We start from the raw sequence: 14970 nt of genomic DNA on the forward strand, positions 1-14970 counted from the left end.
TTACTCCTGATTCACGCGATTAAGCTTGCCCACAGCGGCAGCCATCAGAACTTCCTGGGTGGCCTGCTCGCGAGTGAATTCACCGCCGAGATGCCCTTCATGCATGACGATAATGCGATCGCTCATGCCTAATACTTCTGGCATCTCGGAAGAGACCAGAATGATGCTCAGCCCGTCGGCCTTGAACTGGTTAATCAGCTGATAGATCTCTTTCTTTGCGCCCACGTCTACGCCGCGGGTTGGCTCGTCGAGGATCAAGACTTTCGGGCGCGTCATCAGCCCGCGGGCAATCGCCACTTTCTGCTGATTACCACCGGACAACAGGCCAATCGCCTGCTCCATTGACGGCGTTTTGACGTTAAAAAGACGGATAAAATCACTGACCGCCTGCTGCTCGTCTTTATGCTTAAGGCTGCCGCCGCTGCGGCTGAAATAGCGCAGCGCGGTAAGCGACATGTTCTCTTTTACCGACATGCCCAGCACTAAACCGTCGCGCTTGCGGTCTTCAGAGATATAGACGATACCGTTCGCCAGTCCATCCTGCGGAGAGCGCGTCACCACTTCATGACCGTCGAGGGTGACATAACCGCTGGTGCGCGGCAGTGCGCCGTAGAGCACTTTCATCAGTTCGGTACGTCCCGCGCCCATCAGACCCGCGACACCGAGGATCTCACCCTGGCGCAGGGTAAAGGTCACATCGTGAACGCCCGGACCGCAGAGGTTATCCACCTTCAGGCGGATCTCACCCGGTGCTTTATCCAGACGCGGATACTGATCTTCCAGCTTACGTCCCACCATCATTTCGATGAGCGTATCTTCGGTCAGCGTCGCCACTTCGCGCTCGGCAATAAACTGCCCGTCGCGGAAGACGGTGACGTCATCGCAAATCTCGAAGATCTCTTTCATGCGGTGAGAAATATAGACAATCCCACGTCCCTGCGATTTCAGCTCGCGGATCACGCGGAACAGGGATTCGGTTTCGGTATCAGTCAGAGCGTCGGTCGGCTCATCCATGATGATGACTTTGGATTCAAAGCTCAGCACCTTCGCGATTTCCACCATCTGCTGATCGCCGATGGAGAGCTCGCCTACCAGACGGTCGCTCTTAAAGCGCAGGTTCAGCTTCGCGAGCAGCTTGTCCGCTTCGGCGTACATGGTTTTCCAGTCGATTTTGCCAAACCGGTTCACAAACTCACGGCCGAGGAAGATGTTCTCCGCAATGGTGAGCTGCGGGATCAGGTTTAGCTCCTGGTGGATGATACCGATACCCGCTTCCTGAGAAGATTTCGGGCCGTTAAAGGTGGTCTCTTTACCCAGCCAGAGCAGCGAACCGGCATCACGCTGGTAGATCCCGGTCAGCACTTTCATCATGGTGGATTTGCCCGCACCGTTTTCGCCCACCAGCGCCATCACGCGACCGGAGTAGACATTCAGCGCCGCACCGGAGAGGGCTTTTACGCCCGGGAACGATTTATCGATCCCCTTGAGTTGCAGTAATGCGTCCATGATGGCCTCAGAAGGTGACGCCAGCACAGAGAATGATATTCGCATACGGGGAACACTCCCCGCTGCGAATCACCGCCTGACTGTCTGCGGTTTGTTGTTTGAACTGCTCGTGCGTTGTGTAACGAATTTCTATGGTGTTTCCCTGGTGTTGCTGCAGTTGCTCAATAAACTTAAGCAACGTTTCGTGGAGTTGCGGATTATGTTGTTTGATTTCCGCCGCGAGAATGGCCGCCTCAACCTGCATCTCCGACGTCACCACATCCAGTACCTGCATAAACGAAGGAACTCCCTGCGTTAACGCCATATCAATACGGGTTGTGCTGCGCGGAACCGGTAAGCCTGCATCGCAAACCACCAGCGTATCGGTATGACCAAGACGGGAAATGACCGATGAGATTTCTGAGTTGAGAACTGTGCCTTTCTTCATTTTCTGCTCCACTAGCGAAACGTTTCGCTAAAAAGAGTGTAGCCGCAAGAGTGTTCAGAAAACCATCATGGCGTAACAGATTTGTGATCAACGTCGAAACGTTTCGCTAAGTGAAATAGAGGGGGAGGTAAATGCAAAACGGTAACCGTCAGGTTACCGTTTTTTATGTTTGCGCCCTCTCCCTGTGGGAGAGGGGCGGGGTGAGGGCATCAGCCCGCAGAAGGACTTAAATCTCGACCTGCGTTCCCAGCTCAATCACGCGGTTAGGCGGGATCTCAAACTGGTCAGGCGCACGCAGGGCGTTACGCTGCAGGATAAGATAAAGCTTACCGCGCAGGCGCAAATACCAGGGACGCTTGCCGATAATCAGCGACTCGTGCGACATAAAGAACGACGTCTCCATCATCCGGCAACTTAACCCTTCAAGACCGCAGCGGTGGAACACCTCTTCGACATTTGGCGTTTCGCGCCAGCCGTAACTCGCCACCACGCGCCAGAATGTCGGGGACAGCTGCTCGATTTGCACGCGACGCACGTTGTGAACGTACGGCGCATCTTCGGTACGCAACGTCAGCAGGATCACGCGCTCGTGCAGAACCTTGTTGTGCTTGAGGTTATGCATCAGCGCGAACGGGATGACGTTCAGGGCACGAGACATATACACCGCCGTTCCCGGCACGCGCACCGGCGGGGATTTCTCCAGGGAAGCGATCATCGCCTCCAGAGAGTTACCGTGCTCATGCATACGACGCAGCAGACGGAAGCGCTCGCTCTTCCACGTGGTCATCACGATGAACATCACCAGACCCAGCGTCAGCGGCAGCCAGCCGCCGGAGACAATCTTGTCGAGGTTCGCAGAGAACAACGGTACGTCGATGCACAGGAAGCCCACCAGAATCATTGCCACAAGGAATTTATTCCAGTGCCAGTTTCGGTACGCCACGGTGGTGGAAAGAAGCGATGTCAGCACCATCGTACCGGTTACCGCAATACCGTACGCCGCCGCCAGGTTACTGGAGTGCTCAAAGCTCACGATAACAATCACAACCGCGAAATAGAGCAGCCAGTTAACGAACGGAATGTAGATCTGACCCGACTCCATCTCAGAAGTATGGATGATGCGCATTGGCGAGAGATACCCCAGACGCACGGCCTGGCGCGTCAGAGAGAACACCCCCGAAATCACCGCCTGAGAAGCAATGACGGTCGCCAGCGTCGCCAGAATCAGCATCGGTACCAGCGCCCAGTCAGGCGCCAGCAGGAAGAACGGGTTCTTAATCGCTTCCGGGTTCTTGAGCAGCAGCGCGCCCTGACCGAAGTAGTTCAGCACCAGCGACGGCAGCACCACAATAAACCATGCCACGCGGATAGGCAGTTTCCCGAAGTGCCCCATATCGGCATACAACGCCTCAACGCCAGTGATGGAGAGCACGACCGCGCCAAGCGCCACGAAGGAAACAACTTTATATTCGAGGAAGAAATGCACGGCCCAGTAAGGATTCAGGGCATGCAGCACTTCAGGGTTAGCAATAATGCTGCGCAAACCGAGGGCCGCGAGGATCAGGAACCAGGCCAGCATAATCGGCGCAAACAGTTTACCCACCAGCCCGGTACCGTGCTTCTGGATCGCAAACAGCAGCGTTAATACGATTATCGCCAGCGGAACCACCCACGTATCGAGCTGTGGCGCAATAATCTCCAGGCCCTCTATCGCCGAGAGGACCGAAATGGCGGGTGTGATAACCACCTCTCCGTAGAAGAAACTGCCGCCGATCAGGCCGATAATCACCAGCACGGACGTCATTCTGGCGGAGGTGTTGCGCCCGGCAAGGGACATCAGGGTCAGGATCCCGCCTTCGCCAGCGTTATCTGCACGCATAACGAAGGAGAGATATTTAACAGAAACAACCAGGATCAGCAGCCAGAAGATGAGTGACAAGAAGCCAAACACGGCATCACGCTCAACACCAAAGCCAAACTGGCCGGACAGACATTCACGAAGCGTATAAAGCGGGCTGGTACCGATATCACCGTAGACAACCCCGATCGCAGCAAGCGTTATTGCGGGTAATGATTGCTTATTATCAGTGCTCATAGACTAGTCTTTTCGTTTAAATAACAAATGTGTTCCCGGTCCCTTGGCCCACAAAAAGCGCACAGTATGCACGATTCGTTGCAAAATCGAACCCCTAAATGCAACCGCATTAATGTAGCGCAAAGAAAATTGCGCCGCACTTCAGCCTATTACCAGCTCTGACTGAAACGTCTATACTCGCTTCAATTGGCCGCCACGACGGCGAAAGGATGCAAAACTATTATGGCTCACTCACATTTATTAGCAGAAAGAATTTCCCGCCTCAGCAGTGCGCTAGAGAAAGGCCTTTTCGAGCGTAGCCACGCCATTCGCCTTTGCTTACTGGCAGCGTTGAGCGGTGAAAGCGTGTTTCTGCTGGGTCCGCCGGGCATTGCCAAAAGCCTGATCGCACGCCGCCTGAAGTTCGCTTTTCAGAATGCTCGCGCCTTTGAATATCTCATGACGCGCTTCTCCACCCCCGAAGAGGTTTTCGGTCCGCTCTCTATTCAGGCCCTCAAAGACGAGGGGCGTTATGAGCGTCTGACGGCGGGTTATCTTCCGGAAGCAGAAATTGTCTTTCTCGATGAGATCTGGAAAGCCGGCCCGGCAATCCTGAACACCCTGCTCACGGCGATTAACGAACGCCGGTTTCGCAACGGGGCCAGCGAAGAGAAAATCCCCATGCGTCTGCTGGTGGCCGCGTCAAACGAACTGCCCGAAGCCGACAGCAGCCTGGAAGCGCTGTATGACCGTATGCTGATCCGCCTGTGGCTCGATAAAGTCCAGGACAAGTCAAACTTCCGCTCTATGCTGGTCAGCCAGCAGGATGAGAACGAAAACCCGGTGGCGGCTTCTTTGCAGGTGACGGACGAGGAGTATTACCAGTGGCAGGAAGAGATCGGCAAAATCAAACTGCCCGATGCCGTTTTTGAACTGATCTTCATGCTGCGCCAGCAGCTTGATTTACTTCCTTCCGCACCGTATGTCTCGGACCGTCGCTGGAAAAAGGCGATTCGTCTGCTCCAGGCAAGCGCCCTGTTCAGCGGTCGTGATGCCGTAGCGCCCATCGATCTGATCCTGCTGAAAGACTGCCTCTGGCACGACGCAGAAGGCATGAACCTGATGCAGCAGCAGCTGGACGTATTGATGACCGGACACGCATGGGGGCAGCAGGCGATGCTCAACCAGCTGGGGGCGATTACTCAACGCCGCATCCAGCTCCAACAGCAGCAAAGTGATAAAACGGCGCTGAAAGTCAATCGTCTGGGCGGTATGTTCGCCCGCAAACCGCATTACGAACTCCCCGCCGATCTGACCGGTACGACGCTAACGCTGCTGCTCCAGCAGCCGCTCAAACTGCATGATATGCAGGTGGTACACATTACGGTTGAGCGCGAGGCGCTGTCTCAGTGGCTCGACAAAGGCGGTGAGATCCGCGGAAAACTCAACGGCATCGGTTTCGCGCAGCCGCTCACGATGGAAGTAGACAGCAGCCAGCACCTGGTAATCCGCGACGTCAGCCTGCAGGGCTCGCGTCTTGCGCTTCCTGGCACCGCTTCTGACAGCGTGCCGGAAGAGATCAAACAGCAGTTGGACGCCCTGGATACCGAATGGCACCAGCAGCACACCCGCTTTAGCGAGCAGCAAAAATGCCTCTTTATTCATAGCGACTGGTTAGGTCGCATCGAAGCCAGCCTGCAGGATGTCAGCGCGCAGATCAAACAGGCGCGTCAATGCTAACGCTGGACACGCTCAACGTGATGCTGGCGGTCAGCGAGGAAGGGTTGATCGAGGAGGTGGTGATTACCCTTCTGGCGTCGCCACAGCTGGCGGCGTTTTTTGAAAAATTCCCGAAGCTCAAAAAGGCGATGACCGACGATCTTCCGCGCTGGCGAGATAATCTGCGACAGCGATTCAAAGAGACTGAAGTTCCGCCGGAACTGACGGAGGAAGTCGCGGCCTATCAACAGTGTCAACGGCTCTCCACGACGCAGTTTATCGTCCAGCTCCCACAAACCCTGGCAGTACTCGATAACGTCCACTCTCCGTTTGCCAGCCAGGCCCGGGCGCTGGTCACGGATAACGCCACCTTTACCCCCGCACTGCATACTCTCTTTTTACAACGCTGGCGCCTCAGTCTGGTGGTTCAGGCCACAACGTTAAACCAGCAGTTGCTGGATGAAGAACGTGAACAGCTGCTCAGTGAAGTTCAGGAACGCATGACCTTAAGCGGTCAGCTTGAGCAGGTGCTGGTGGAAAATGAAAACGCCGCAGGACGTCTCTGGGACATGAGTGCCGGTCAGCTCAAACGCGGAGATTACCAGTTGATCGTCAAATACGGCGATTTTCTGGCGCAGCAGCCGGAATTGATGAAGCTTGCTGAACAGCTGGGGCGCTCAAGGGAGGCAAAATCAGTTCCAAAGAAGGATGCCCCGATGGAAACCTTCCGCACCCTGGTGCGTGAACCGGCAACCGTGCCAGAACAGGTCGACGGGCTCCAGCAGAGCGATGACATTCTGCGCCTGCTGCCCACCGAACTGAGCACGCTGGGAATGACCGAGCTGGAGTATGAGTTCTACCGTCGGCTGGTGGAAAAACAGCTTCTTACCTACCGGCTGCACGGCGAAGCGTGGCGCGAGAAACTTAGCCAGCGTCCGGTCGTCCATCAGGATTTTGATGAACAGCCGCGCGGGCCGTTTATTGTTTGTGTGGATACGTCCGGTTCGATGGGCGGATTTAACGAACAGTGTGCAAAAGCGTTTTGCCTGGCACTGATGCGCGTGGCGCTCGCCGACCGCCGTCGCTGCTTCATCATGCTCTTCTCCAGCGAAGTCGTGGGTTATGAGCTGACGAACCAGCAGGGAATAGAGCAGGCAATCCGTTTTTTAAGCCAGCGTTTTCGCGGGGGCACTGACCTGGCCAGCTGCTTTCGCAGCATCGTTGAGCGGATGCAGGGGGGTGACTGGTACGACGCCGATGCGGTCGTCATTTCCGATTTTATCGCCCAGCGACTGCCGGATGATGTGGTTAATAAAGTGAAGGAGTTACAGCGGGTACATCAGCACCGTTTTCACGCCGTCGCGATGTCCGCTCATGGAAAACCCGGCATCATGCGCATCTTCGATCATATCTGGCGCTTTGATACCGGGTTGCGTAGCCGTCTGCTCAGACGCTGGCAGCGTTAATTAAAGAAGAGATCCCACGCTGTCACGCACCTGCTGCGGCCAGACGCCACACTGTACCTGACCAATATGCGGCAGTTGCAGCAGCAGCATGGTCAGACGGGACTGGCCGATCCCTCCCCCGATGGTCTGCGGCATTTCGCCGCGCAGCAACGCCTGGTGCCACTCTAATTTGAGACGATCTTCGTCACCGGTCACCGCCAGCTGGCGTTTCAGCGCGTCGGCATCCACGCGGATCCCCATAGAGGAGAGCTCAAATGCATCTTCCAGTACCGGGTTCCAGACCAGGATATCGCCGTTCAGCCCGGCATAGTCGTGCTCGCCCGCGGTGCTCCAGTCATCATAATCCGGCGCACGGACGTCGTGGCGTTTGCCATCAGAGAGTTTGCCGCCAATGCCGATCAGGAATACTGCACCCAACTCTTTCGCGATCGCACGTTCACGGCCTTTGGCATCAAGATCCGGGAAACGGCTCAACAGTGCCTGGCTATGAACAAAGTGGATCGTGTCTGGCAGGAACGGTGCCAGACCAAACTCTTTGCTCACGGCCGCTTCAGTCGCTTTGATCCCGGCGTAGATCGCCTCAACGGTGGATTTCAGCGTGCCGAGGTGACGCTCGCCATCACCCATCACGCGCTCCCAGTCCCACTGGTCAACGTAAACAGAGTGAATAGGTGAGAGGCGGTCTTCATCGGGGCGAAGGGCTTTCATGTGCGTGTAAAGCCCTTCGCCCGCGCTGAAGTCGTGTTGTCCCAGGGTTTGACGCTTCCACTTCGCCAGGGAATGAACCACTTCGAACTGGGCATCTGGCAGTGTTTTCACTTTCACCTGTACCGCTTTTTCGCATCCAGACAAGTTATCCTGCGTCCCGTCGCCCACCCGGCTCAGAATTGGTGCCTGAACCTCAATCAGCCCAAGCTTCTCTTCCAGCTGGCGGGAAAAATGGGATTTAACGAAACTGATCTGGCGTTGTTTTGCGATGTAAGCGGTTTTCATTATTTATACTCCTGCGTCCTGTTGGTAATGATTAAGCAACAGAACCGGCACTTAATTCAATAACTCAACAACAAAAAGCCGACTTCACTTTTGAATCGATAAAATATGACGCTAGAATAGAAAGAATCATCAATCTTCATAAGAAAAAGCTATGGAAAATTATCAGATCGACAATCTCGACCGCGGCATCCTCGAGGCGTTAATGGCCAATGCCCGTACCGCCTACGCCGAACTGGCGAAACAGTTTGGTGTCAGCCCGGGAACCATTCACGTTCGCGTAGAGAAAATGAAGCAGGCGGGGATCATTACCGGCGCGCGCATTGACGTCAGCCCGAAGCAGCTGGGTTACGACGTCTGCTGCTTTATCGGCATCATTCTTAAAAGCGCAAAAGACTATCCTTCCGCCCTGGCCAGGCTCAATGCGCTGGATGAGGTCACCGAGGCGTACTACACCACGGGGCACTACAGCATCTTTATAAAAGTGATGTGCCGATCCATCGATGCCCTCCAGCAGGTACTTATCAACAAGATCCAAACAATTGATGAAATTCAGTCCACCGAGACACTGATCTCCCTGCAAAACCCGATCATGCGTACCATCCGCCCATGATCGGGCAAATTCATTCCCACATTTTCCACAGGTAGATCCCAGCTCGTTCACAGCGTACAATATCTCCCTCTTTATCTGAGCGAGCGATCAATGGCGGACATTACCCTTATCAGCGGCAGCACCCTCGGTGGTGCGGAATATGTAGCGGAACATTTGGCTGAGAAGCTGGAAGATGCGGGCTTTTCAACACAAACCCTGCACGGACCGCTGCTTGAAGATCTCCCGACTGACGGGGTCTGGCTGCTGATCACCTCCACGCATGGCGCGGGCGATCTGCCGGATAACCTGCAACCTTTATATGACGAACTGCAGGAACAGCAGCCTGACCTCTCAAAGGTCCGTTTTGGCGCTGTGGGGATCGGCAGTCGTGAATATGACACCTTTTGCGGGGCAATAGAGAAAGTCGAAGCTGTTATCACCTCTTGCGGAGCAAAACAGCTGGGTGAAACACTCAAGATCAACATCCTCGATCATGATATTCCGGAGGATCCGGCCGAGATCTGGTTGGGTGAATGGAAAAATTCACTCAAAAACGATTAAAGATCGCGCGATCAGATGTGGATAACTCTGGTTAAAAGCTCGTATTAACCCGTAGTTATCCAAAGAACAACTGTTGTATCGTTTTTAGCCTGTGTATAAAGTCGCGATCTGATCCCAGCTTATACGGTCCAGGATCACCGATCATTCACAGCAAACGATCCTTCCTAACTGCATGATCTTATTTGCCGGATCGGACTTATCCACACAAGTACGCGATCCTAATAAGAGATCACAATAGAACAGATCTCTAAATAAAAAGATCTTCTTTTTAATAGCCCAGGATCCCAATGCTTTCTCGAAAGACTAAAGTTGAGTAGAATCCACGGCCCGGGCTTCAATCCATTTTCATACCGCTTTACGCGAGGCAGACCACCATGTTTTATCAGGATCCTTTTGACGTCATCATCATTGGCGGGGGTCACGCAGGCACTGAGGCCGCAATGGCCGCAGCGCGTATGGGTCAACAGACCCTGCTTTTGACACACAATATCGACACGCTGGGACAAATGTCCTGTAATCCGGCGATTGGCGGCATTGGGAAAGGACACCTGGTAAAAGAAGTGGATGCGCTTGGCGGCCTGATGGCGAAAGCGATCGATCATGCAGGCATCCAGTTTAGGATACTAAACGCGAGTAAAGGGCCGGCAGTGCGTGCCACTCGTGCACAGGCAGACCGCGTGCTTTATCGTCAGGCCGTACGTACCGCGCTGGAGAATCAGCCAAACCTGATGATCTTCCAGCAGGCGGTAGAAGATCTTATCGTTGAGAACGATCGCGTCGTGGGTGCTGTGACCCAGATGGGCCTTAAATTCCGCGCCAAAGCGGTGGTACTGACCGTCGGCACCTTCCTGGACGGGAAAATTCATATTGGTCTGGATAACTACAGCGGTGGCCGTGCAGGCGATCCGCCATCCATTCCGCTCTCTCGTCGTCTGCGTGAACTGCCACTGCGCGTAAGCCGCCTGAAGACTGGCACACCGCCGCGTATTGACGCGCGCACCATTGATTTCAGCGTGCTTGCGCAACAGCACGGTGATAACCCGATGCCGGTCTTCTCGTTCATGGGCAATGCGGCGCAACATCCGCAGCAGGTACCGTGCTACATCACGCATACCAACGAAAAAACCCATGACGTGATCCGCAATAACCTCGATCGCAGCCCAATGTACGCCGGTGTGATCGAAGGGATCGGTCCGCGTTACTGCCCGTCGATCGAAGACAAAGTGATGCGCTTTGCCGATCGTAACCAGCACCAGATCTTCCTGGAGCCGGAAGGGCTAACCTCAAACGAAATTTATCCGAACGGTATCTCCACCAGCCTGCCGTTCGATGTGCAGATGCAGATTGTTCGCTCAATGCAGGGCATGGAGAATGCGAAAATCGTTCGCCCTGGCTACGCTATTGAGTACGATTTCTTCGACCCGCGTGACCTGAAGCCAACCCTGGAGAGCAAATTCATCCACGGTCTGTTCTTCGCGGGCCAGATTAACGGCACCACCGGTTACGAAGAAGCGGCTGCACAGGGTCTGCTGGCCGGTCTGAACGCTGCCCGTTTCTCTGCCGAAAAAGAGGGCTGGGCCCCGGCGCGTTCTCAGGCCTATCTGGGCGTACTGGTTGACGATCTCTGCACCCTGGGCACTAAAGAACCGTACCGTATGTTTACCTCTCGTGCGGAATATCGCCTGATGCTGCGCGAAGATAACGCCGACCTGCGTCTGACTGAAATGGGCCGCGAGCTGGGTCTGGTCGATGACGAACGCTGGGCACGCTTTAACGAGAAGCTGGAGCGCATTGAACAGGAACGTCAGCGTCTGAAAACCACGTGGGTTAATCCACAGGCGGAAACCGCTGCCGAAGTGAACGCTCACTTAACTGCGCCGCTCTCACGTGAAGCCAGCGGTGAAGATCTGCTGCGTCGTCCGGAAGTGACCTATGAGAATCTGGTGAAACTCACCGCGTTCGCCCCGGGTCTTGAAGATGCCGAAGCCGCTGAACAGGTCGAAATTCAGGTGAAGTACGAAGGCTATATCGCGCGCCAACAGGATGAGATTGAAAAACAGCAGCGTAACGAAAACACGTTGCTGCCGGAAATGCTGGACTACCGTCAGGTGACGGGGCTTTCCAACGAAGTGATCGCTAAGCTGAACGATCATAAACCGGTATCCATCGGCCAGGCATCACGTATCTCTGGCGTTACGCCCGCCGCGATTTCGATTCTGCTGGTGTGGTTGAAGAAACAGGGTATGCTGCGCCGCAGCGCGTAATGCCCAGAACATTGCCCGGTGGCGATGCGCTTACCGGGCCTACTGAACCCGTAGGGCGGGTAAACGAAGCGCCACCCGCCACCTAAGTTTTCCAACAGGTATTCACCGTGCTCAACAAACTCTCTCGTCTGCTGGATCAGGCAGGTATTTCGCTCACCGATCACCAGAAAAACCAGCTGGTGGCCTATGTCGATATGCTGAACAAATGGAACAAAGCGTACAACCTGACGTCGGTACGCGACCCCAACGAGATGCTGGTACGCCATATTCTCGATAGCATCGTTGTTGCACCGTATCTGAAGGGTGAGCGTTTTATCGACGTTGGCACGGGGCCCGGTCTGCCAGGGGTTCCGCTGTCGATTGTCCGGCCGGAAAGTCATTTCACGCTGCTGGACAGCCTCGGTAAGCGCGTGCGCTTTTTACGACAGGTTCAGCATGAGCTGAAGCTTGAGAACATCACGCCCGTTCAAAGCAGGGTAGAGGCGTTTCCGGCAGAACCGCCGTTTGACGGTGTTATCAGCCGCGCCTTTGCTTCACTCAATGACATGGTGAGCTGGTGTAAACATTTGCCCGCAGAAGAGAAAGGGCGTTTCTATGCGCTGAAAGGGCAACTGCCGGGTGATGAAATTGAACAGCTTCCGGACGGTTTTGCCGTTGAATCCATCGAGAAATTAAACATTTCTCAGCTCGACGGTGAACGTCATCTGGTGATAATTAAGCCAAACAATTTTTAAAAAATTAATAAAAAATGTGGAATTTGTGCTGTTCTGGTGATGTTAAAAAACAGCACAACTCACATGGATTTACCCGTTAGCATTTAACCTCTTTTTTACCATGGTTTTTCTTATGGTTAACGTTGCGCCTATTATTCACCGTGAAGATAGTCAACTATGAAAATATCAGTCTGCTAAAAGTGGATGACTGTAATCAGAGTGTGATGTTAATTATTTATTAAGAATGTCAATAAAAGGTTTTTATTGTGTACGGGGCTGTTTTGAAAATAGTTGCGATATTTTATCTTTGATTTCAGAAAGATACTCCTGTGCGATTTACGGCTTTGATAAATACAACCTTATCGCAAATGTGTGTTTTGTGATCTCGTGCACGCTTTGTAGTCAACGTTTTCGCGCTGTTTGCAGTTTTGCTCGAAGGTCGATGCTTTCAGCGAAAGTTGAAAAATAGCGGTGGGGAAAAATATTTAAACATTTATTCACCTTTTCGCTACTTAATGTTTGAAATCACGGGTACGCACCGTATAATTTGTCCGCTTTTTGATGCTTGACTCTGAGCCTTAAAGGACGTTTTATACGACACGCGGCATACCTCGAAGGGAGCAGGAGTAAAAACGTGATGTCTGTGTCGCTCTTGAGTAGAAACGTTGCTCGTAAGCTTCTGTTCATTCAGTTTCTGGCTGTGATAGCAAGTGGACTGCTGTTTAGCCTCAAAGACCCCTTCTGGGGCATCTCCGCCGTGTGCGGGGGTTTGGCAGTTGTGCTGCCAAACGTGTTATTTATGATTTTTGCCTGGCGTCATCAGGCGCATACACCCGCCAAAGGCCGCGTGGCCTGGTCCTTCGCTCTTGGCGAAGTGTGTAAGGTGTTGCTGACCTTTGCTCTACTGGTGATGGCGCTGGCGGTTTTGAAAGTGGTCTTCATGCCGCTGATAGCAACGTGGGTTTTGGTGCTGGTGGTACAAGTTCTGGCTCCAGCTGTAATCAATAACAAAGGGTAAAAGGCATCATGGCTTCAGAAAATATGACGCCGCAGGATTACATAGGTCACCATCTGAATAACCTTCAGCTGGACCTGCGTACATTCTCGCTGGTGGATCCGCATAACCCCCCGGCCACCTTCTGGACGATCAACATCGACTCCATGTTCTTCTCGGTGGTATTGGGTCTTCTGTTCCTGGCCATGTTCCGCAGCGTTGCTAAAAAGGCGACCAGCGGTGTTCCAGGGAAATTCCAGACATTCGTTGAAATGATCATCGGCTTCGTCCATGGCAGCGTGAAAGACATGTACCATGGTAAGAGCAAGCTGATTGCTCCGCTGGCCTTGACCGTGTTCGTTTGGGTCTTCCTGATGAACCTGATGGACCTGCTGCCAATTGACCTGCTGCCGTTCATCGGCGAGCACATCTTCGGCCTGCCTGCGCTGCGTGTTGTACCGTCTGCGGACGTGAACATCACTCTGTCGATGGCGCTGGGCGTGTTTATCCTGATTCTTTTCTACAGCATCAAAATGAAAGGCGTAAGCGGCTTTGTGAAAGAGCTTACCTTGCAGCCGTTCAACCACTGGGCGTTTATTCCGGTCAACCTGATCCTGGAAGGCGTTAGCCTGCTGTCCAAACCTGTTTCACTGGGTCTGCGACTGTTCGGCAACATGTATGCGGGTGAGCTGATTTTCATTCTGATCGCGGGTCTTCTGCCGTGGTGGTCACAGTGGATTCTGAATGTGCCATGGGCCATTTTCCACATCCTGATCATTACGCTGCAAGCCTTTATCTTCATGGTTCTGACGATCGTCTATCTGTCGATGGCGTCTGAAGAGCACTGATTTTTTACCAACACTACTACGTTTTAATTGAAACAAACTGGAGACTGTCATGGAAAACCTGAATATGGATCTGCTGTACATGGCTGCCGCTGTGATGATGGGTCTGGCGGCTATCGGTGCTGCGATCGGTATCGGCATCCTCGGGGGCAAATTCCTGGAAGGCGCAGCGCGTCAACCTGATCTGATTCCTCTGCTGCGTACTCAGTTCTTTATCGTTATGGGTCTGGTGGATGCTATCCCAATGATCGCTGTAGGTCTGGGTCTGTACGTGATGTTTGCTGTCGCGTAGTAGTTGTTTTAAAACCCCAAGCCACAGAAATTTAAGAGGTATTGTGCTGTGAACATGAACGCAACAATCCTCGGCCAGGCCATCGCGTTTATTCTCTTTGTCTGGTTCTGCATGAAGTATGTATGGCCGCCTTTAATGGCTGCCATCGAAAAACGTCAGAAAGAAATTGCTGACGGTCTGGCTTCTGCAGAACGCGCTAAGAAAGATTTGGACCTTGCACAGGCCAACGCGACAGACCAGCTGAAAAAAGCGAAAGCGGAAGCTCAGGTCATCATCGAACAGGCTAACAAACGCCGTTCGCAGATCCTGGACGAAGCCAAAGCTGAAGCAGAACAGGAACGTACTAAGATCGTGACACAGGCTCAGGCTGAAATTGAAGCTGAGCGTAAACGTGCTCGTGAAGAACTGCGTAAGCAGGTTGCGATTCTGGCTGTTGCTGGCGCCGAGAAGATCATCGAACGTTCCGTGGATGAAGCTGCTAACAGCGACATCGTGGACAAACTTGTCGCTGAACTGTAAGGAGGGAG

Annotated in this window: 14 protein-coding genes; 10 read left to right on the top strand and 4 right to left on the bottom strand. The window is 53.6% G+C overall.

Annotated elements, in window-relative coordinates; all coding sequences use genetic code 11:
* The 3 genes from rbsA to kup form a co-directional block, all read right to left on the bottom strand.
* Entirely contained in the window at positions 1-1506 is a 1506-nt protein-coding gene (gene rbsA, locus BFV64_RS23410) for a ribose ABC transporter ATP-binding protein RbsA (RefSeq protein WP_023336493.1), read from the bottom strand.
* Between the two features lie 7 nt (positions 1507-1513).
* Complete coding sequence (rbsD, locus tag BFV64_RS23415) at positions 1514-1933, bottom strand: D-ribose pyranase (RefSeq protein WP_014881874.1); 420 nt, start codon at positions 1931-1933, stop codon at positions 1514-1516.
* 226 nt (positions 1934-2159) lie between these two features.
* Positions 2160-4028: a low affinity potassium transporter Kup gene (gene kup / locus BFV64_RS23420; protein ID WP_014881875.1), complete on the bottom strand. Its 1869-nt coding sequence runs from the start codon at positions 4026-4028 to the stop codon at positions 2160-2162.
* Positions 4029-4250: 222 nt separating this feature from the next.
* Here kup and ravA point away from each other — a divergent pair, with 222 nt between their 5' ends.
* Both ravA and viaA read left to right on the top strand, forming a co-directional pair.
* Positions 4251-5747, top strand: a complete 1497-nt coding sequence (ravA, locus tag BFV64_RS23425; protein ID WP_023331650.1) for an ATPase RavA — start codon at positions 4251-4253, stop codon at positions 5745-5747.
* Positions 5741-7192: an ATPase RavA stimulator ViaA gene (viaA, locus tag BFV64_RS23430; RefSeq protein ID WP_023331651.1), complete on the top strand. Its 1452-nt coding sequence runs from the start codon at positions 5741-5743 to the stop codon at positions 7190-7192. The genes ravA and viaA overlap by 7 nt, the downstream gene beginning before the upstream one ends.
* Here viaA and asnA read toward each other — a convergent pair whose 3' ends face one another.
* On the bottom strand, positions 7193-8185 hold the full coding sequence (asnA, locus tag BFV64_RS23435) for an aspartate--ammonia ligase (protein ID WP_023331652.1): 993 nt from the start codon (positions 8183-8185) through the stop codon (positions 7193-7195).
* Between the two features lie 151 nt (positions 8186-8336).
* On the opposite strand from asnA, the gene asnC reads away from it, so the two are divergent.
* The 8 genes from asnC to atpF all read left to right on the top strand — a co-directional run bounded on the left by asnC (position 8337) and on the right by atpF (position 14962).
* Positions 8337-8795, top strand: a complete 459-nt coding sequence (gene asnC, locus BFV64_RS23440; RefSeq protein ID WP_014881879.1) for a transcriptional regulator AsnC — start codon at positions 8337-8339, stop codon at positions 8793-8795.
* A 90-nt stretch (positions 8796-8885) separates the two neighbouring features.
* A complete protein-coding gene (gene mioC, locus BFV64_RS23445) occupies positions 8886-9335 on the top strand; it encodes an FMN-binding protein MioC (RefSeq protein ID WP_069602458.1) in 450 nt (149 codons plus the stop codon).
* A gap of 374 nt (positions 9336-9709) precedes the next feature.
* Entirely contained in the window at positions 9710-11599 is a 1890-nt protein-coding gene (mnmG, locus tag BFV64_RS23450; RefSeq protein ID WP_008500196.1) for a tRNA uridine-5-carboxymethylaminomethyl(34) synthesis enzyme MnmG, read from the top strand.
* A 107-nt stretch (positions 11600-11706) separates the two neighbouring features.
* Complete coding sequence (gene rsmG / locus BFV64_RS23455) at positions 11707-12333, top strand: 16S rRNA (guanine(527)-N(7))-methyltransferase RsmG (RefSeq protein ID WP_069602459.1); 627 nt, start codon at positions 11707-11709, stop codon at positions 12331-12333.
* Between the two features lie 616 nt (positions 12334-12949).
* Positions 12950-13330 (top strand): F0F1 ATP synthase subunit I, encoded by a 381-nt coding sequence (gene atpI / locus BFV64_RS23460; RefSeq protein WP_008500194.1) that lies wholly within the window; start codon positions 12950-12952, stop codon positions 13328-13330.
* Between the two features lie 8 nt (positions 13331-13338).
* The gene (gene atpB / locus BFV64_RS23465; protein WP_014881883.1) at positions 13339-14154 is read left to right on the top strand and encodes a F0F1 ATP synthase subunit A; all 816 of its coding nucleotides are present in this window, start codon (positions 13339-13341) and stop codon (positions 14152-14154) included.
* A 49-nt stretch (positions 14155-14203) separates the two neighbouring features.
* A complete protein-coding gene (gene atpE, locus BFV64_RS23470; RefSeq protein ID WP_000429386.1) occupies positions 14204-14443 on the top strand; it encodes a F0F1 ATP synthase subunit C in 240 nt (79 codons plus the stop codon).
* Between the two features lie 48 nt (positions 14444-14491).
* Positions 14492-14962 (top strand): F0F1 ATP synthase subunit B, encoded by a 471-nt coding sequence (atpF, locus tag BFV64_RS23475; protein ID WP_003862370.1) that lies wholly within the window; start codon positions 14492-14494, stop codon positions 14960-14962.
* Positions 14963-14970 lie beyond the last annotated feature (8 nt).

The organism is Enterobacter kobei (assembly GCF_001729765.1).
Taxonomy (GTDB): Bacteria; Pseudomonadota; Gammaproteobacteria; order Enterobacterales; family Enterobacteriaceae; genus Enterobacter; species Enterobacter kobei.

Coding starts and splice junctions, on each gene's coding strand:
- mioC (WP_069602458.1), top strand. CDS start 8,886: ATGGCGGACATTACCCTTATCAGCGGCAGCACCCTCGGTGGTGCGGAA.
- mnmG (WP_008500196.1), top strand. CDS start 9,710: ATGTTTTATCAGGATCCTTTTGACGTCATCATCATTGGCGGGGGTCAC.
- kup (WP_014881875.1), bottom strand. CDS start 4,028: ATGAGCACTGATAATAAGCAATCATTACCCGCAATAACGCTTGCTGCG.
- atpI (WP_008500194.1), top strand. CDS start 12,950: ATGTCTGTGTCGCTCTTGAGTAGAAACGTTGCTCGTAAGCTTCTGTTC.
- asnA (WP_023331652.1), bottom strand. CDS start 8,185: ATGAAAACCGCTTACATCGCAAAACAACGCCAGATCAGTTTCGTTAAA.
- asnC (WP_014881879.1), top strand. CDS start 8,337: ATGGAAAATTATCAGATCGACAATCTCGACCGCGGCATCCTCGAGGCG.
- viaA (WP_023331651.1), top strand. CDS start 5,741: ATGCTAACGCTGGACACGCTCAACGTGATGCTGGCGGTCAGCGAGGAA.
- atpB (WP_014881883.1), top strand. CDS start 13,339: ATGGCTTCAGAAAATATGACGCCGCAGGATTACATAGGTCACCATCTG.
- atpE (WP_000429386.1), top strand. CDS start 14,204: ATGGAAAACCTGAATATGGATCTGCTGTACATGGCTGCCGCTGTGATG.
- ravA (WP_023331650.1), top strand. CDS start 4,251: ATGGCTCACTCACATTTATTAGCAGAAAGAATTTCCCGCCTCAGCAGT.
- rbsD (WP_014881874.1), bottom strand. CDS start 1,933: ATGAAGAAAGGCACAGTTCTCAACTCAGAAATCTCATCGGTCATTTCC.
- rbsA (WP_023336493.1), bottom strand. CDS start 1,506: ATGGACGCATTACTGCAACTCAAGGGGATCGATAAATCGTTCCCGGGC.